Origin of the sequence: Laspinema olomoucense D3b, assembly GCF_025370785.1 — a bacterium.
GTDB classification, from domain to species: Bacteria; Cyanobacteriota; Cyanobacteriia; order Cyanobacteriales; family Laspinemataceae; genus Laspinema; species Laspinema olomoucense.
Genome location: NZ_JAMXFA010000019.1, coordinates 40,771 through 59,180, shown reverse-complemented (window position 1 = coordinate 59,180; position 18,410 = coordinate 40,771). Strand labels below are relative to the sequence as shown.

At 49.3% G+C, this 18,410-nt stretch carries 17 protein-coding genes and 1 tRNA gene; 11 read left to right on the top strand and 7 right to left on the bottom strand.

Translation table 11 applies throughout. From position 1 onward, the window contains the following. Positions 1–197: 197 nt before the first annotated feature. The 3 genes from NG792_RS15635 (at position 198) to NG792_RS15625 (ending at position 4,105) form a co-directional block, all read left to right on the top strand. Positions 198–2,078, top strand: a complete 1,881-nt coding sequence (locus NG792_RS15635) for a ferredoxin--nitrite reductase (RefSeq protein WP_261235994.1) — start codon at positions 198–200, stop codon at positions 2,076–2,078. Positions 2,079–2,161: 83 nt separating this feature from the next. Further along, on the top strand, positions 2,162–2,842 hold the full coding sequence (locus NG792_RS15630; protein WP_261235993.1) for a hypothetical protein: 681 nt from the start codon (positions 2,162–2,164) through the stop codon (positions 2,840–2,842). A gap of 288 nt (positions 2,843–3,130) precedes the next feature. Then, on the top strand, positions 3,131–4,105 hold the full coding sequence (locus NG792_RS15625) for a hypothetical protein (protein ID WP_261235992.1): 975 nt from the start codon (positions 3,131–3,133) through the stop codon (positions 4,103–4,105). A 138-nt stretch (positions 4,106–4,243) separates the two neighbouring features. Here NG792_RS15625 and NG792_RS15620 read toward each other — a convergent pair whose 3' ends face one another. Beyond that, positions 4,244–4,420 carry a hypothetical protein gene (locus NG792_RS15620; RefSeq protein WP_261235991.1) on the bottom strand — a complete coding sequence of 59 codons (177 nt, stop codon included), beginning with the start codon at positions 4,418–4,420 and terminating at the stop codon, positions 4,244–4,246. 43 nt (positions 4,421–4,463) lie between these two features. On the opposite strand from NG792_RS15620, the gene NG792_RS15615 reads away from it, so the two are divergent. From NG792_RS15615 to NG792_RS15600, 4 genes are all read left to right on the top strand, one after another. Then, positions 4,464–5,996 (top strand): NarK family nitrate/nitrite MFS transporter, encoded by a 1,533-nt coding sequence (locus tag NG792_RS15615; RefSeq protein WP_261235990.1) that lies wholly within the window; start codon positions 4,464–4,466, stop codon positions 5,994–5,996. A 161-nt stretch (positions 5,997–6,157) separates the two neighbouring features. Beyond that, positions 6,158–8,395 carry a molybdopterin oxidoreductase family protein gene (locus NG792_RS15610; protein ID WP_261235989.1) on the top strand — a complete coding sequence of 746 codons (2,238 nt, stop codon included), beginning with the start codon at positions 6,158–6,160 and terminating at the stop codon, positions 8,393–8,395. A 115-nt stretch (positions 8,396–8,510) separates the two neighbouring features. Beyond that, on the top strand, positions 8,511–8,744 hold the full coding sequence (locus tag NG792_RS15605) for a hypothetical protein (RefSeq protein WP_261235988.1): 234 nt from the start codon (positions 8,511–8,513) through the stop codon (positions 8,742–8,744). Then, complete coding sequence (locus NG792_RS15600) at positions 8,741–9,151, top strand: type II toxin-antitoxin system VapC family toxin (RefSeq protein ID WP_261235987.1); 411 nt, start codon at positions 8,741–8,743, stop codon at positions 9,149–9,151. Before NG792_RS15605 ends, NG792_RS15600 begins: the two co-directional genes overlap by 4 nt. A 227-nt stretch (positions 9,152–9,378) precedes the next feature. Here the strand turns inward: NG792_RS15600 and NG792_RS15595 are convergent, their stop codons facing one another. After that, positions 9,379–10,182, bottom strand: a complete 804-nt coding sequence (locus NG792_RS15595) for a C39 family peptidase (RefSeq protein WP_261235986.1) — start codon at positions 10,180–10,182, stop codon at positions 9,379–9,381. A 254-nt stretch (positions 10,183–10,436) separates the two neighbouring features. Here NG792_RS15595 and NG792_RS15590 point away from each other — a divergent pair, with 254 nt between their 5' ends. After that, positions 10,437–11,081 (top strand): histidine phosphatase family protein, encoded by a 645-nt coding sequence (locus tag NG792_RS15590; RefSeq protein WP_261235985.1) that lies wholly within the window; start codon positions 10,437–10,439, stop codon positions 11,079–11,081. Positions 11,082–11,138: 57 nt separating this feature from the next. After that, positions 11,139–12,155: a glucokinase gene (locus NG792_RS15585; protein ID WP_261197750.1), complete on the top strand. Its 1,017-nt coding sequence runs from the start codon at positions 11,139–11,141 to the stop codon at positions 12,153–12,155. Positions 12,156–12,355: 200 nt separating this feature from the next. Here NG792_RS15585 and NG792_RS15580 read toward each other — a convergent pair whose 3' ends face one another. From NG792_RS15580 to NG792_RS15570, 3 genes are all read right to left on the bottom strand, one after another. Then, positions 12,356–12,655 (bottom strand): hypothetical protein, encoded by a 300-nt coding sequence (locus NG792_RS15580; protein ID WP_261235984.1) that lies wholly within the window; start codon positions 12,653–12,655, stop codon positions 12,356–12,358. Between the two features lie 132 nt (positions 12,656–12,787). Next, positions 12,788–13,321 carry a peptide deformylase gene (gene def / locus NG792_RS15575; protein ID WP_261235983.1) on the bottom strand — a complete coding sequence of 178 codons (534 nt, stop codon included), beginning with the start codon at positions 13,319–13,321 and terminating at the stop codon, positions 12,788–12,790. Positions 13,322–13,486: 165 nt separating this feature from the next. After that, entirely contained in the window at positions 13,487–14,728 is a 1,242-nt protein-coding gene (locus NG792_RS15570) for an HhoA/HhoB/HtrA family serine endopeptidase (RefSeq protein WP_261235982.1), read from the bottom strand. A gap of 255 nt (positions 14,729–14,983) precedes the next feature. On the opposite strand from NG792_RS15570, the gene dnaA reads away from it, so the two are divergent. Continuing rightward, complete coding sequence (gene dnaA, locus NG792_RS15565) at positions 14,984–16,360, top strand: chromosomal replication initiator protein DnaA (RefSeq protein ID WP_261236040.1); 1,377 nt, start codon at positions 14,984–14,986, stop codon at positions 16,358–16,360. Between the two features lie 133 nt (positions 16,361–16,493). Here dnaA and NG792_RS15560 read toward each other — a convergent pair whose 3' ends face one another. Beyond that, positions 16,494–16,688: a hypothetical protein gene (locus NG792_RS15560; RefSeq protein WP_261197746.1), complete on the bottom strand. Its 195-nt coding sequence runs from the start codon at positions 16,686–16,688 to the stop codon at positions 16,494–16,496. On the opposite strand from NG792_RS15560, the gene dnaN reads away from it, so the two are divergent. Continuing rightward, a complete protein-coding gene (dnaN, locus tag NG792_RS15555) occupies positions 16,687–17,874 on the top strand; it encodes a DNA polymerase III subunit beta (RefSeq protein ID WP_261235981.1) in 1,188 nt (395 codons plus the stop codon). The genes NG792_RS15560 and dnaN overlap by 2 nt on opposite strands. Before the next feature lie 191 nt (positions 17,875–18,065). Here dnaN and NG792_RS15550 read toward each other — a convergent pair. Further along, positions 18,066–18,146 (bottom strand) — tRNA-Leu (locus tag NG792_RS15550). Positions 18,147–18,410 lie beyond the last annotated feature (264 nt).

The window sequence follows — 18,410 nt, the reverse complement described above, 5'->3', positions numbered from 1 at the left end:
ATAGTTAGAAATATTTTGTAACTTTAGATACGCATCCCCCTAGTTTATGCGACTAACTTATAGGGAAATCAAGCGGGAATTAAGGAGAAAATGAATTTAAAAAGAAATAAGGTAATCAATGATACGGTTTGGACATTTTTAGAAATTGGCTAGGTTATTATTTTGATTAAGAGGCAACAGATAAAAAGAGGTTCTTTATGACGTTAGCCACAGAAAAGCCCACAACGAGTTTAAATAAATTTGAGAAAATCAAGGCCGAAAAAGATGGACTTGATGTAAAAAATCAGCTAGAAGATTTTGCTCAAATGGGCTGGGAGGCAATGGATGCGAGCGATCGCGACTACCGGCTCAAATGGCTGGGGGTCTTCTTTCGTCCCGTGACTCCAGGTCAGTTCATGGTGCGGATGCGGATGCCTCATGGGGTCATGAGCAGTCTACAAATGCGAGTCCTAGCCGAGATAGTAGAGCGGTATGGAGAGGATGGCAATGCAGATATTACCACTAGGCAAAATCTCCAACTGCGGGGCATCAGAATAGAAGATATTCCCGATATTTTTAACCGATTTAAAGCAGCGGGGATGACCTCGGTGCAGTCGGGGATGGATAACGTTAGAAACATTACAGGGTCTCCGGTTTCTGGGATTGACAAACATGAGTTAATCGATACTCAAGAGTTAGTCCAAAAGGTGCAAGATATGATTACCAACACCGGAGAGGGTAATCCTGCTTTTTCCAACTTACCGAGGAAATTTAACATTGCGATCGGTGGATGTCCAGACAATTCCATTCACGCGGAAATCAATGATATTGCCTTCATTCCGGCTTATAAAAATGGAGAAATTGGCTTTAACGTACTCGTCGGGGGCTTTTTCTCGGCGAAACGGTGTGAAGCGGCGATCCCCCTAAATATGTGGGTTCCCCCCAATGATGATGTGGTGGAGTTATGCCGTGCTATTTTAGAAATTTACCGAGATCATGGACCGAGAGCCAATCGCCAGAAGTCTCGTTTGATGTGGCTGATCGATGAATGGGGTGTGGAGAAATTCCGGGCCAAAGTCGAGCAAGAAGTCGGAAAACCCCTGGCAGAAGCAGCCGAGAAAGATGAGATTGTCTGGGAAAAACGGGATCATCTGGGAGTTTTCCCCCAGAAACAAGCGGGATTAAACTTTGTGGGGTTCAATGTTCCCGTGGGTCGCTTGTTTGCGCCGGAGATGTTTGAGTTAGCTAGACTTGCCGAAGTGTATGGAAATGGTGAGATCCGGTTAACCGTGGAACAAAATGTCATCATTCCGAATATTCCCGATTCGCGGTTAGAGGCATTGTTGCAAGAACCGCTTTTAGAGAAATTTAGGATTGATCCCGCACCTCTGACGCGATCGCTCGTTTCCTGCACCGGCGCTCAGTTCTGTAACTTTGCCTTAATTGAAACCAAAAATCGCGCCTTAGCCTTAGTTCAAGAACTGGAAGCGGAATTAGAAATCCCTAAAACCGTGCGCATTCACTGGACTGGCTGTCCCAACTCCTGCGGACAACCCCAAGTCGCCGAGATTGGCTTGATGGGCACCAAAACCCGCAAAAATGGACAAACCGTGGAAGGGGTAGACCTCTACATGGGCGGTAAAGTGGGCAAGGATGCTCACCTGGGTAGCTGTGTTCAAAAGGGGATTCCCTGCGAGGACCTTAAACCCGTCTTGCGGCAGTTACTCGTTGAGCAGTTTGAAGCCAAACTGAAACCGGGAATTACTCACGGGATTGTAGATGCACCTGGGGGATCACCAGAGTCACTAGAACCCCTTGTCGCCAAATCCACTCAACCGGCAGTCATCGCCTTTGTTAAGTCTGGTAAAACTATTTCCTGTGACGACGCTGCCCCGATTTTAGAGATTGCTGAACGAGAAGGAATCGAACTCGATAGCAGTTGCCGGGGTGGAACTTGCGGGACTTGCAAACAAAAACTCCTCAGTGGAGAAGTTCGCTACGAAAATGAACCCCAGGCCCTGAGCGATCGCGATCGCCAGCAAGGATATATTTTGGCCTGTAGCGCCCATCCCGTCGGTCCCGTGGAAATTGATGCCTAACCGAGGCACTTGTCAAAAAATTCTGACTTAAACCCATCACGTTCGGTAAATCAGCAAATTTATCTCCACAGGAGTAACAATTCATGTCTTCTCAAGAATTAGCTTCCAAACCCACTAACTCTGTTTCTTCTGGTCCGGGAACAGAAGAGCAGACCCCCCAAGCCTCCAATTCCCTGGCCCTGCAACTCATCTGTGGGGTATGTGTCCTCGGATTTTCCGGGTATATGTTGAGTAGCTGGCATCAGAGCCTCGTCCAGCATAGTCTCGCCCAACAAGCTCAAGCCGAAACCCCCGTAGTTGAGGAAGCCCCCGCAATGGCTCCTGTAAAGGCTCAAGTGCAACCCTCGGCGACTCAACCCCCCATGACTGCAACCACTGCCGCGATCGCCCCAGAAGTGGCCCCCACCGTCCCTGGCGCTGTACCGATGGTTACCGAACCCGCACTGACCCCGGGGATTACCGATCCCGCAACGGTGACGACCCTGGGTCAAAAACTGTACGAGCAAATTGATGGCAGTTGGAACAGTTATCCCACCTTTACTAGCAATTTAGTCTATCAAGTCCAGGTGCAACAGGATGGGGCGATCGCCGGGTATGACTCCCTCAACAAACCCGCTCAAGATCACCTCGGGGAAACCCCCCTGGCGCAATTGACCTCGAATAGCCCTACTGTAGCTGAAAGCTCAACCCAGCCCCAGGCTAAGTTTCTAGTCTTGCTCATGCCCAGCGGGACCTTAGAAATCAGCCCTTGGGTCGGGAAATAGGACGGATCGGCTTCAAAGCCGCATGGGGACAGAGTGGAGAATTTACAGGCGGGCTATCATCCAGGGTCATTTTCCCCCTGTAGCCATCCTGAGCAACCCCCGGAAAAGAATAAAAGGGAAACCCAATTGTTCGAGATTGACTGTTTTTTAAACTCGGTTATGCTACTTGTACCGTCAAGACTAGGGCAATCTTGATAGATTCCAGCCGGAAACTCTATACTTGACTTGACTTTCCGAACCCCTTTATCAAGAATTGCTCCCTTGGGGCAACAACAATGAGGACCGACTATGAGTTTTAACGAATTTTCTTCCGAACCAAAACGCCATATTCCCACTGATGCCATCATGGTTTTAGGCGCAACCCTTTCAGTTTTTCTCCTCGGGGGCATCCTGCACCTGCTTTCCGGAGGCGTTCGGGCTCAGCAAGAGCCTGCACCCCAGGCCATGACTGAAGAATCAGTGGTGGTGGAAAGCGTCACCCCTCGGCCCGAGACTCAACCCCCGGTCCAAACTCAGGTAGACGAGACGCGCATCATTACCCAAGTGCCTCCCGTGACTCAGGCGCAGCCTGGGGCAGTTCAAACCCCGCCAGCTTCGATGAATAATGCGCCATTTGTGGCGAGTGCGCCCCCGGTGGGTCAACAGCCGCCGATAGTCACGGAGCAGCCTGCGGTTTCCCCAACGACTGCGGCCCCAATGGCTGAGGCTCCTGGGGTAACGACTTCCCCCGCGCCAATGGGTGAAGCCCCGGCCCCGACCCTGGGTGAGACTCCCGCACCAATGGGTGAGGCTCCGGCCCCGGCCCTGGGTGAGACTTCCACACCAATGGGTGAGACTTCGGCACCAATGGGCGAATCTCCCGAGATGATGGGTGAGACTCCTAACCTGATGGGTGAGACTCCGGCAACAATGGGTGAGACTCCCGCACCCACGACACAACCCCAAGCGATCGCCGATCCAGTCGTCATCGAGACTTTAAGCCAGGATCTTTATGAAAAACTGGATAGTAACTGGACCACTTATCCGACCTTTACCCAAGATTTAGCCTATCGCGTCCAAATCAACGAACAAGGGGAAATCGTATCCTACGAGCCAGTCGATCCCGTGGCTCAACAATATACCAAAGAGCTTCCACTCCCGACTTTGAGTGAGACTCAACCCGCAGGAAGCGCGATCGCGCAACCTTTGGCTAACTTCCGCGTTGTATTTAGTCCTACTGGCGGACTCCAGGTTAATCCCTGGCAAAATGACATTCCCCAGTAACAACAACGCTTAAAGTAATGGGATAATGATGGCTGGTGATCACAATGGTATGTGGGCTATAAATTATATAGCTACCCCTCTTCCCACCGCTCACAAGGGAGGAAGAGGGGAAACGACCAGCCAAGGATCCACAGGAAACTAGACCCCTTCACGAACAGATTTCTGGACAACTGCCCTCGGTAGGTAAATAAAGTGAGCCTGGGGTGCGATCGCATCACATCCAAACCAATCCATAAACACTGTAGCTAATGACAAGGCGAGGCGATCGAGAACGGCGGATCGGTGGCGACTAGCCCAGTCAACAAAATTTACCAAACCATTCCTAGAGAAATTACTTCAACCCAATAATAGAGGAATCATGCTAACAGAAATCTGGTCATTTCGCGGACGATACCGCATCCTACACTTAACCTGGTTTGCCTTCTTTCTCACCTTTGTCGTCTGGTTTAACTTTGCCCCCTTTGCCACGGCGGTACAAGAATCATTAGGCTTAGAAGCCGGACAACTTAGAACCCTTGCTATTTGTAACGTTGCCCTCACTGTTCCGGCTCGAATTATTATCGGCATGGTCCTCGATAAATATGGACCGCGTATTACTTATTCTTTGTTATTGATTTATGCAGCCATTCCCTGTTTGATGTTTGCCTTCGCGCAAAACTTTGGGCAGTTGGTTGTTTCTCGCTTACTGTTATCGCTTGTGGGTGCTGGATTCGTGATTGGTATCCGCATGGTGGCTGAGTGGTTCCCCCCGAAAGAAATTGGATTAGCTGAAGGGATCTATGGGGGATGGGGTAACTTTGGTTCGGCTGCGGCTGCCTTTACCCTGCCTACCTTGGGAACAATTGCCGCTGTCATGTCTGCCGGTCAAATTAACTGGCGGTTTTCGATCGCCCTGACGGGAATTTTCGCCGCTGTTTACGGCGTCTTCTACTTCTTTAATGTCCAAGACACCCCACCGGGTAAAGTTTATCAGCGTCCTGCTCGTCACGGTGGACTAGAAGTAACCAGCCGTCGCGACTTCTGGTTCATGATGGCGATGAATGTTCCCCTCAGCGCTATTCTCGGTTTACTCGCTTGGCGTCTGAATCAAGTGGGGTTTTTAACTAACACTCAACTCTGGCTAAGTTGGGTATTCTTCATCGGATTGTATGCTTTCCAGTCCTATAAGTGCTGGACGGTTAACAAAGAGTTAGTTTTGGGTCAGAAACGCTATCCGGCCAGCGATCGCTATGAATTTTCCCAAGTTGCCCTCTTAGAACTCACTTATCTGGTCAACTTCGGGTCTGAACTGGCTGTGGTATCCATGCTGCCTGCCTTCTTCGAGCATACTTTTGGACTGGGTAAAGTCATGGCGGGGATGATTGCTGCAACTTATGCCTTTATGAACTTAGCCGCACGTCCAGGGGGTGGGTTAATTTCTGACACCCTCGGTAGCCGGAAGCTGACGATGGTTGTCCTCACCGCCGGGATGGGTCTCTCCTATCTGATGATGAGTGCGGTCCAGGGTACCTGGTGGCTACCCATCGCGATTCTTCTCACTATGTTCTGTTCTTTCTTCGTGCAATCGGGAGAAGGGTCAACCTTTGCAATGGTTCCCCTGCTCAAACGTCGAGTCACGGGACAAATTGCCGGAAATGTGGGCGCTTATGGGAACGTCGGTGCGGTGGCTTATCTCACCTTGTTCAGCTTCCTCCCCGAGGGTGATATCGGGAACAAGATCTTTTTCCAGGTCCTAGGCGTCACTGCCATTATCGTCACCTTCCTTTGTGCCTTCTACCTGAAAGAACCCAAAGGATCGTTCGCTGCTCATCATGAGGGAGAGGAAGTACATCCTGAAACCGCTATAGGACAACCCGTCCCCCATTTCGTGGAAGAAGGCCGAGAAGCCTAAAATCCCTGAAAGGAGCGATCGCCCAAGGTGCGATCACTCCTCTCCCCCTTTAATGGCTGATAATTGGTTACACTTAATCCTTACTAACCGGACCCTAACCCGTCCTTTCTCATACTTTAAACTCTAAAAAACTTTAAACTCTACAAGCTAACTAAACTTTTATGTCTACTCAACCCACCAAAACCCTGTGTCCTTACTGCGGAGTTGGCTGCGGATTAGAAGTTTCCCCTCCGGCACAACCGGGAAAAGCCACCCATCGGGACAGTGAAGGGAAGCCGATGTGGAAAGTCCAGGGCGATCGCACTCATCCTTCCTCAGAAGGCATGGTTTGCGTCAAAGGGGCCACCATCGCCGAAGCCTTAGACAAAGACCGCCTCAAATATCCAATGGTCCGCGCTTCCCTAGACGAACCCTTTCGCCGCGCCACCTGGGAAGAAGCCTTTACCTTAATCGTCGATCGCATTCAAACCGTACAGTCCACCCTCGGCAGCGAGGGCATCTGTATGTATGGGTCTGGACAATTCCAAACCGAAGACTACTACATCGCCCAAAAACTCATGAAAGGCTGCCTGGGCACTAATAACTTTGATGCCAACTCCCGCCTCTGTATGTCCTCCGCCGTTGCCGGATACATTCAGAGTCTGGGTTCCGATGGTCCACCCACCTGTTATGACGACCTCGAACAAACTGACTGTGCCTTTCTCATCGGCACCAACGCCGCCGAATGTCATCCCATCGCCTTCAACCGACTCCGCAAGTATCATAAAAAGAATAAAAACGTCAAACTGATCGTTGTCGATCCCCGTCGGACGACCACTGCTGAAGCTGCCGACCTCTATTTAGGCATTCGACCCGGAACCGATATTGACCTCCTCAACGGCATCGCTTACTTACTCATGCAATGGGGACATCTCAATACCGTTTTTATTGACGAATGCACCTCGGGATTTCCCGAATATGCCGAAGTGATTCGCCACTATCCCCCGCAAATTGTGGCCGAACGCTGTGGCATTCGCATCGATGAACTCGAAACTGCTGCCCGCTACTGGAGTGAATCCCAGCGCGTCTTGTCCCTGTGGTCAATGGGGATGAATCAGTCATCGGAAGGGACAGCCAAAGTCCGCAGTTTGATTAATCTGCATCTGATGACAGCCCAAATCGGTAAACCGGGTTCCGGTCCCTTTTCCCTCACCGGACAACCCAACGCAATGGGAGGCAGAGAAGCGGGAGGATTAGCCAATCTACTCCCGGGATACCGCCTGGTCAAAAATCCCGAACATCGCCGGGATATCGAACAATTTTGGGGATTGCCGGAAGGCAGAATCGCCCCGGAAATCGGTCTTACCGCCTGGGAGATGATTACGGGATTAGAAACTGGAAACGTCGGGTTATTGTGGGTGGCAGCGACTAATCCAGCGGTGAGTATGCCGGATATCGAACGGACCAAAGCGGCCTTGAGGCGATCGCCTTTTACGGTGTATCAAGATGCCTACTATCCCACGGAAACTGCTGCCTACGCCCATGTTTTGTTACCGGCAGCACAATGGGGGGAAAAAACTGGGGCGATGACCAATTCTGAACGAGTGGTGACTCTGTGTCCTGCTTTTCGGGAACCCCCCGGACAAGCTAAAGCCGATTGGGAAATCTTTGCTGAAGTCGGACGCAGATTGGGATTTGCTGAACAGTTTCCTTTTGAGAATTCGGCCCAAGTCTATGGGGAATTTGTGCAAATTACCCGCGATCGCGTCTGTGATATGACGGGGTTAAGTCATGAACGCCTCGCCGCACAAGGACCAACCCAGTGGCCCTATCCGGCGGGACAACCCCTCCCGCAGACCAACAAACGCCTCTACACCGACTGGAGATTTCCTACGCCCGACGGACGCGCCCGCTTTGGGGCCCATCATGCCAAAGGACTGGCGGAACCCCCGGACCCAAATTATCCGTTTGTTCTCACAACCGGGCGTCTCTACGGACATTGGCATACTTTAACTCGGACCGGGAGAATCGATAAAATTGTCAAAATGCACCCCAATCCGTTTATCGAGATTCATCCCCGGGATGCTAAGAAATTGGAGATTGTGGAGGGGATGAGAATCGAAGTGCGATCGCGCCGAGGTATCGCCAGATTTCCCGCCAAAGTCACCCAGGCGATCGCCCCGGGTACCGTCTTCGTCCCGATGCACTGGGGAGCACTCTGGGGGGATCAAACCGAAGCGAACGCCCTCACCCACCCAGAAGCCTGTCCCTCCTCCCTGCAACCGGAATTAAAAGCTTGTGCGGTACAACTAATCCCTCTGCCAGAAGACGAAACCCTCAGCGAAACCGAAACCATCGAACAAAGTGACTCGATTGCGATCGCCTTTGCACCGCGATCGGCGCTTGCCACCCGTTCCTAATCCAAAAAAGCTGAAGTTTCCACGGTTCAAAGTTCGGAGTTTCGCCATCCCAGAACCCGCCCGTTCCCCGGCCATGCCATGTTAAAATTGAGCCAATGGATTGCGAGGAAAACCTATGGACTGGCAAGAACTCCGGAAAGAAGCATACAATTTATCCGTTAGCGACAGATTAGCCCTAGTCGAGGCGATCGTCCGTTCTGTGCATGAAGAAATCAGACCCAGGCCCCCAGTACCCCCGGGCGTGGTAGAACGATTGCGTGGGGTCCTCAAAACCGACGGCCCACCGCCTACGGATGAAGAAATTGAAGCTATTAAAGAAGAACGATTAATGGAAAAGTATCTAAAATGAGGGTGTTACTGGATACCAATATTATTCTCGATCATCTCCTAGAACGAGCACCCTTTGCTGAGGATGCAACGGCTCTATTTAACATAATTAAAGCAGGGCAGATTGAAGGGTATATAACCGCGACCACCTTAACCGATATCTTCTATTTTGCTAGAAAGTACAAAGGAGTAGAGGGGGCCAAGCAAAATATTGCGGATTTGCTGAGTTTGATGCATATCTGCCAAGTCGATCGCCTGATTCTGGAATCTGCCCTGGCTTTAGAGTTGAATGATTTTGAAGATGCGGTGCAAATTGCTTGTGCGATCGCCTCTAATCTGGAGGCAGTTATATCCCGCGATCGCGATGGATTTATCCAGGCTCCTATGCCAACTTACTCCCCCCGGGAGATCATTGAGCAACTGCTGTAAGGAAACAAAAGTTTTAAACAAACGGTTAAAGAAAAAAATTTAATATAATAAAAAAGACGCGATTGATCGCGTCTTCCTAAACGGTCTAAAATACTATTTATGTTTCCCAACAGCATTTTAATGAGGAAGTAGGGGGATTAGAAAAAGCTAGGCTCATTCGCTACCAATAGGAATGTTTATCTCCTGCAATCCTCTGCCTCCCCTGGCTCACCCCTTCAATTCATGCCTTAGCGGGAGATGAAATGAACCCAGCAATCGCCATCCGCCTTGCAGGTATTGTGAATGAGGTCGTAGGAATAGCTTAACCCCGCACCGGGTGCAGAAGTATTGTATCCATGAGACCAATATTCACCATAAGGGTCATGAACGATAAAGCCATGAGAATTGTAGCCAATCAAGCATACAATATGACCGAAACTGGTAAAATAACCGTGGATAACAATCGGGTTACCTTGAATCAGCCATTCCTTGATTTCATTAAAAGTCGCTTTTTCAGTAAAGCGGTCTTTTGCCCCATAAGCTTCGGCAGCTTGAGCCAAATGATAGGGGTCGTGACGACTTAAACCCCGGCTTTCTAACCACTCTTGCAGTTCATCTTCTAACTGTTTGTAAGGCTGTTTCCCTTTAATCCCGAGGTAAGCCAAACACATAGCAATGCTAGTGGTGTTGCAGCTTCCATAAGGATTCTTACCATTATCCAGTTGGGACTTGTAGGGAACCGCGAGTTTAATGCGATCGGGGAAAGCCACCGCCCCTTTGTGCAGAATCACCCCATGTTTATAATAAACATACCAGGTGTTGCGACCTTGGAAACTGTCCTGGGCAAAACAAACTTTAATGTGATCGCTTTCTGGGGCGTAAGACTGAACTTTTAAGACCGTTCCCGCTGGAATCGCTTGTTTTTCGGAGTCGCTCAACTCAGATGAAGCAATGGGTTTCTGTTTGAGAATTGTATCGGAAAGAATTTTTAGTTCAGTGGACTGGTTTGTGGACGCGGTAGATGAAGTTGAATCGGATTGTGCTACGGTCATAATTTCTAACCCAAAAACAAGTAAAATGCCGATACCAGTTGTCTGAGTCGGGGCTGGCAGTTAGCCAGAAAATCGCCTATCCTTGCCCTGGTGTTTAGGCTGCCCCGACTTTTAAAACAGTTTGTAACCCCCACTACATAAGCCACATCCCAAGCGGTCAGAAACCACTATAGTGAGGAAGAAGTCTGGGTTGGGACAACTCATCCTTGTGCCAACTTAGACGGAAATTGCTGATGAGTGAATGAGTTATACCCATGTCTCAAATCGTTTGGATTGCAAGACACGCAAACCGTTTAGACTTCGTAAACCCTGAATGGTTTAATACAGCAGAACGTCGGTACGATCCGCCCTTGTCGGCAGATGGTTTTTTACAAGCGAAAGAACTTGCCGAACGTCTCAAGGGAGAACGTATAAGTCACATATTCACCTCGCCTTTTCTGCGAACCGTACAAACTGCAAATCAGGTGGCAGAAATTTTAGACTTACCGCTGAAACTGGAGTGGGGACTTTGTGAATGGTTAAATCCCGAGTGGATGACGGAAATGCCCGAAACCCTCCCCCCGCAGGTGTTAGGCCGGAAATTTCCCCGAATTGATTTAAGTTATCACTCGCGGGTGATGCCACAGTATCCCGAATATGACCCGGTTTGTCTACAACGGGCGGGAGAAACGGCGCGACTGCTTGCGGATGAGTTTTCCGAGGAGATTTTGTTGGTGGGGCATGGGGCCTCGGTGATTGGGGCGACGATGGGTCTAGCGGTGGAGGCGGCGGAAATCGAGTTGAGTGCGGGATTATGCTGTTTGTACAAGCTGGTACGCCAAGGGGAAAGCTGGGAAATCGAACTGAAGGGCGATCGCTCTCATTTGCGAGAAATTGAGGCAGAAATCCGATTTTTTTAGGAAGATGAAAAAGAAACCGGATTTAATCCAACAGTCCATACGCTCAGAATCAACAAGATGACCTTACTATTAGCCGGAGATATCGGTGGTACCAAATCCCTTTTGCGCTTGGTGGAGATGCCGACTGCAGCAGATACTTCAGGGGTATTCCAGATTGGCACTCTCTATGAGGGGCGTTACGCCAGTCAGGAATATCCTGACTTAGTACCCATTGTGGGAAAGTTTCTCAAAGAAGCGAGTCAGAAATTAGGAGAAGTCCCCGAACCCAAGGGGGCCTGTTTTGCGATCGCCGGACCTGTGATGGGACATACATCTGTCCTGACTAACCTCAGTTGGACCTTAACAACGGACCGATTAGAAAAAGAACTCAATATTCCCCATGTCAAGTTAATTAATGACTTTGTAGCAGTGGGTTATGGAGTGTTGGGGATGAATAAAGCGGACCTCCATACCCTACAACCTGGGGAAACGCAAACTGCCGCGCCGATCGCGGTGATGGGCGCAGGAACGGGACTAGGACAAGGGTTTTTAATCCGGCATTTGGATGAATATTTTGTGTATCCCTCAGAAGGGGGTCATGCTGATTTTGCACCCCGCACCCCCCTTGAGTTTGAACTGTTGCAAGACTTGCAGCAACGGGAGAAGATAGACCGTGTTTCTGTCGAACGCGTGGTATCGGGGATGGGAATTGAGTCTATTTATAAATTCCTGCGCGATCGCGCGATCGCTGCTGGAAAAAATGTTTCCCCCGCAGACAAAGACCCGGCAGAGATTTCACAAGCGGCCCTGGACAAATCTGACCCGATCTGCGAACAAACGTTAGAAATTTTTGTGGAAGCTTACGGTGCGGAAGCGGGAAATTTGGCTTTAAAATTACTACCCTACGGGGGATTATATCTCGCTGGGGGAATTGCGGCTAAAATTCTGCCGTTAATTGAAGAAGGCGATCGGTTTATTAATAGCTTTAACCACAAAGGTCGAGTCACTCCCTTGGTAGAAAAAGTTCCGGTTCATCTCATTCTCAATCCCCAAGTGGGATTGATTGGTGCTGCCATCTGTGCTGCGCGATTATAGGGGCCACAACCCGAGGGTTTATCCTTCGTGAGGGGTAGCTTTGTGCAACACCGGGGATAGAAAAGACTCCCGTCTTTCCCCTTCAGGCTTCTATCAAGGGAAGACAAACCGGGTGTTTCACAAAAACTCGGCAATTTACCAGCTAAACGGGACCCTAAACCGGGTTAATTGTCCCGTTTAGCTGTTGGGATATCCGCCGCTTAAAACATCGTTTGTAGTCCAAAGGTGTTGAAGACTCGGGCAGCGATGATGGCAATCAAGACGAATAGTCCTAATGCCCGACGAAAATAGTTCACGCCCTGGAAAATCTCCAGCCAAGCCCAAGTAAACCAGGACCCAAAGGCGATCGCATCTACGCCCGTATGCAGCGTCCCACTGGGAACTACTAATGTGAGTAGAGTGGTTGTAATGGCCAACAGTAACGGCAGATTGGGAGGTTGAGCAATCACAATATTGCCCTGATCGTCCCGAAAGGTTTGATTAAATAAGCTATTATCCATGAATCCATCCCTTAAAGTTTTCAATTTCAGTTTAGTGTGGACTACCAGTCGCCAGTCTCCTCCTAAAGAGAGGTAATTTAAAATTGGCCACGGAGGGAGACGGCAAGTTTAAATGTCCCCCGGCTTCCCCCTTCACAACTGCTGTAAAAACTGCTTTTGGTACTCTTGTTCGGTTACTATATCCAGCATACTTTCCACTCGGTCTAAAAAGACCTTTCCCTCTAAATGGTCATATTCATGCTGGAAAATCCGGGCTACAAACCCGGTAAATTCTTCGTGGTGTAAGGTCCCCTGCTGGTCCAAATATTCGACCTCGATCGCCTGATGTCTCGGGACTAATCCGCGAATTCCTGGCACGCTCAAACAGCCTTCCCAATCTTTGACTTTTTCCTGAGAATAGGCGATAATCTTCGGGTCAATAATGGCGATCGCCTCCATTGTCGGAGCCTGGGGATAGCGCAAGGTGGGACGGGACGCTAAGATAAAGACTCGATAGGATTCGGCAATCTGGGGAGCGGCAATTCCCACTCCGTTGGACGGTTTCAAGGTAGTTATCAACTCATCAATGAGCGACTGGAGGGAGTCGAGGTGAACGTTAGTAACAGGTTGGGCTTTAGCCCGTAAGACAGGATTGCCTAATTGAACAATCTCTCGAAGGTTATTCATAGCTCAATTCTAGTATTATAGAGGAGAGTCTTGCAGCCGTGTGGCTCTTGAATTAAGGAGTGAGAGCATTTTTCTCCCACTCCAGCAGTAATAGTCCAATTCCTGCAAGTTTAGTATAGTGAACACTTGGAACAATACAAATACAGCTACTTTAGAAATCTGGGCTTAAAAACTGGGATTAACGGGCATTTCTCCGGGTTGTACAGTCACATTCAGGATTTTCCCATCGCGGTTAATTTGTAATTCCAAGGAATTTCCGACTTGCGACCCTTGAACAATTTGCTGGACCATATCGGACTGGGCGATCGCCTGATCTCCCATACGCTGAATCACATCTCCCTCCTGCAATCCGGCGCGTTCCGCAGGCGAATTGGGAGAGACTCGCACAATTAATACCCCACTATCCACCGATAACCGCATCGGACTATTGGGGTCGGTATTCAACTCTTGTTGTAATTCCGGCGTAATTGTCACCATTTCAATCCCTAAAAAGGGATGTTGGACTTTGCCGGTGGTAATTAATTGTTGGGCGATCGCTTGTGCGGTTTGAATGGGAATGGCAAATCCCAACCCTTGTGCACCACTAATAATCGCCGTATTCATGCCAATCACTTCCCCTCGGGCATTCAGCAACGGACCCCCAGAGTTACCGGGATTGATTGCTGCATCGGTTTGGATAAACCCCACCCGCTTATCGGGAACTCCCACATCACGGCTCGATCGCCCCGTGGCGCTGACAATCCCTGCCGTCACACTATTATCTAACCCCAGGGGATTCCCGATCGCGATCGCCCATTCCCCCGGTTGCAGTTGTTGTGAATTCCCCAGGGTCGCCTTGGGTAGATTCGTCGCCTCAATCTTCACCACCGCCACATCAGAAATCGGGTCCTCTCCCAATACCGTCCCCTCAAAACTTCGCCCATCCTTGAGGACCACACTCACCTTATCCGCACCATTAATCACATGAGCATTGGTCAAAATCTGACCATCATCACTGATAATAAATCCCGACCCCGTACCCCGTTCCACTCGTTGTTGTGGCTCCATCGGCCCCTGTCCAAAAAACCGCCGAAAGAACGGGTCCCGAAAGGCATCGGGAATATCCTGGGTGACGGTTCGTGCGGCATCAATTCGCACCACCGCCGGACCCACTTTTTCCACTGCTTCAACAATAAAATTAGAATTCACCGGCAACGATAAGACTCCTCCAGGCAGGGGAGTGTCATCGGGAGTCGTCACTGAGGGAGTTCTGGGGTCCAACGAATTTAAGGATAAAGGTCCATTGGTGCGCAACCAGCGATCGCCCATAAATGCCGCACCGGCTCCTACCACCACCAACAACAGGTAAAGTAGCACCTGCATCCCGGAAAAATGACCTCGTTGATGATCCCCATCTGACTTTTTCATTGCTGCCTTCCTCTGGTCCTTGCTAAAACTCGTTAAACAATCTTGCGTTTGTAAAAAAAGACTTAAAAATTAGTCTTTAACCCCTTTGATTATAAACACTTCCTCAATCCAAAGGGCGAGTGCTTCGGGAACCTCACCCCCTTGGATAACCGCTTGTTAGCTTAGATACCAGCATCACCCGGCGATCGCCTCCTCCGGGTAGAATTTTTTGCTACAGTCATAAAGCATCAAAGATTAGTGCTTGCGAGGTCAGTTGTGGAGATTCCTCTCGAAAGTCTTTGGGATCGGGTACTGGAACGGTTACAAGTGCAATTGAGCCGTCCCACCTTTGAAACCTGGATCAAAACCGCCACTGCCGTGCAGCTAGAAAATAACTGCTTGGTGATTGACACGCCCAATCCCTTTGCCCGCAACTGGTTACAAAAGTATTACATTAAAACCATTGCTGATGTCGTTACTGATATCCTAGGACATCAGGTAGATATTTACATCACCACCAGTGGCAGCGAAGCTACCCAGGGGAGCGATCGCCAGGACTATATGTGGCCCTCTCCCGTCGTCACCCAGATTCCCGAACCCACTCCCACCCATGCGCACCGTCCTACAGAACTTAATTCCAAATATGTCTTTTCCCGATTTGTGGTGGGTGCAAACAACCGCATGGCTCATGCTGCCTCCCTCGCCGTTGCGGAATCTCCTGGAAGGGAGTTTAATCCGTTGTTTCTCTGTGGCGGTGTCGGATTGGGAAAAACTCACCTGATGCAGGCGATCGGTCATTATCGCTTAGAAATCTCTCCCGATTGTAAGATATTTTATGTTTCTACCGAACAATTTACTAACGATTTAATTGCCGCCATTCGCAAGGATAGTATGCAGAGTTTCCGGGAACATTATCGAGCGGCAGATGTTTTATTAGTCGATGATATTCAATTTATTGAAGGCAAAGAATACACCCAAGAAGAATTTTTTTATACTTTTAATACCCTCCATGAAGCCGGGAAACAAGTAGTCTTAGCCTCCGACCGACCACCCAACCAAATCCCCCGGCTGCAAGAGCGCTTATGTTCGCGCTTTTCAATGGGATTAATTGCCGATATTCAAACCCCGGACTTGGAAACACGCATGGCCATTTTGCAAAAGAAAGCCGAATATGAAAAGATGCGCTTGCCTCGGGATGTGATTGAATATATTGCCTCTCATTTTACCTCAAATATTCGAGAATTAGAAGGAGCATTAATTCGGGTTGTGGCTTATTTGTCTATTTCCGGATTGCCGATGACGGTGGAAAATATTGCACCAATTTTAAATCCCCAAACCGAGCCAGTCAAGGCCACAGTAGAATCGGTGATTGCGGCGGTAGTAGAGATATTGGGAATTTCCCTAGAGGATTTGAAGGGGAATTCGCGACGGCGAGAAATTAGCCAAGCGCGTCAGATTGCCATGTATCTGATCCGTCAGCATACGGATTTGAGTTTACCGAAGATAGGGGAAGAGTTTGGAGGAAAAGACCACACCACGGTGTTGTACAGTTGTGAAAAAATTGCAGCACTCAAGGATAATGATGTGGAAATGCGGAATTTACTGCGGCAGTTGAGCGATCGCATTCACTTTGCGAGTAAATCCCCAGAGTAAGCATTGGTAAGGGTTCCCTCCCCATTCCCTTCCTTCCCAGGGGGCGATCGCCTGGGGAAAATTGCTTTAAATTGTGGAAAACACTGGGGAAAACCCGGGGAAAAAACTCTGGCTCCTCAAAGAAAATTAAAGATTAAGTAAAAATACTTTGTGGAAAAATCCATAAAGTTTTCCACAAGTTTTCCACAGGGGGAGAGGAGGAGAAAAAAGGCGATCGCACCTTCGCCACTGGATAGAGGAAAGAAGCAAGCAGTGGTACGATGGGCGATCGGGCCAAAATTGCACCGATCGCCCACTGACTCCAAACAAGGCACCTCTGAAGACTCATGAAATTTATTTGCGCTCAAAACGAACTCGCCACCAACCTATCCCTGATCAGTCGTGCAGTCCCCTCTCGTCCGACTCATCCGGTACTCGCCAACGTGCTACTTAGTGCCGATGAGGAACAGCAGCAAGTCAGCTTAACCGCCTTTGATTTATCCCTGGGGATCAAAACCAGTTTTGCCGCCAAAGTCGAAACTAGCGGGACCCTCACCCTCCCCGCCAAACTCTTTAACGACATCATCTCTCGTCTGCCGGAGGGAGAAGTCACCCTTGATGATGAAAGACCCTCCACCGGGGAAGATAGCGCTACTGAAGCAGGAATTTTAGCCACCATCACCTCCACCTCGGGACGTTACGAAGTCCGAGGAATGAGTGCCGAAGAATTTCCTGCACTACCGACAATTTCCGAAGGACAAACCGTGCAACTGCCTGCGGAGGCCCTGATGCAAGGATTGCACGGGACCCTATTCGCCACCTCTGGCGATGAAACTAAACAAGTGTTAACCGGCGTTCATTTAATCGTCCATGCCGATAGCTTAGAATTTGCTGCCACCGATGGACATCGCTTGGCGATCGTGGAAACCATCAACGAAACAGAAGACAGCGACGACGAAGCAGAACCCGATGAAGATGCCGAGGAACTAGAAGTCACCGTCCCAGCGCGTGCCTTAAGAGAACTCGATCGCATCGTGGGAATGCATGAAGGACATGAACCCATTTCCCTCAACTTTGACCCCGGACAAATCGTCTTAGAACTGGGAGGATTTCGCCTCACCAGTCGCACCCTAGAAGGTCAATATCCCGCCTATAGTCAATTAGTTCCCCGGTCCTTTGAACGCCAAGTCACCGTAGAACGTCGCCAACTTTTAAGCGCATTAGAACGCATTGGAGTCTTAGCCGATCGCAAAAATAATATCGTCAAATTCTCCATCGACCAAGAAAAACAAATGCTTTCTCTTTCTGTCGAAGCTGCCGATGTCGGCAGCGGACGAGAATCCATGTCCGCTCAAATTACTGGGGAAAGTTTAGACATTGCATTTAACGTCAAATATGCAATGGAATCCTTGAAAAATATCAGCGCCACCGAGATTATCATCAAGCTCAATTCAGCCACATCCCCCGTAGTCTTATCCCCCCTAACCGGCGTAAAAATGACCCATTTAATCATGCCAGTTCAGATGCGGGGGTAATTTATTTTTAGGGCGCGATTAGGTTGACTTGTTCTCTCAGGTGAATTGCTAGGATTAAGAACAGAAACCACAGCAAGTCATTACTCCAAAACGCGAAACACCTTTTTTTGTTCGTAGTGACTTGCTGTGGTTTTCGGTCATAAAGCAAAAGGGGTTACAACATGAATGCTGTAACCCCTTTTCCAATTTAATGCGGATGGCGAGACTCGAACTCGCAAGGCAAAGCCACACGCCCCTCAAACGTGCGCGTATACCAATTCCGCCACATCCGCACGCAATGAACTATCTTAGCTCATCTGTAGATTAACTTACCATACTTTTCTCAAAAATTTTCACAATTTTGAAATATTTTTTTCAAAATTATCTGAGTTGCCCCACGGTCAAGGGTTTCAGGCTCTTGATTCTTTCCAGGCAAACTCGTATTATCCGATACATGATAGGATTTGGAGTTGGCATATTTATGCGGCTGAATCCGGGACACCCACAGGATTCGGTCATCCCTTATTGATTTTTACGAGTTGAGCAACCGCAGGCCC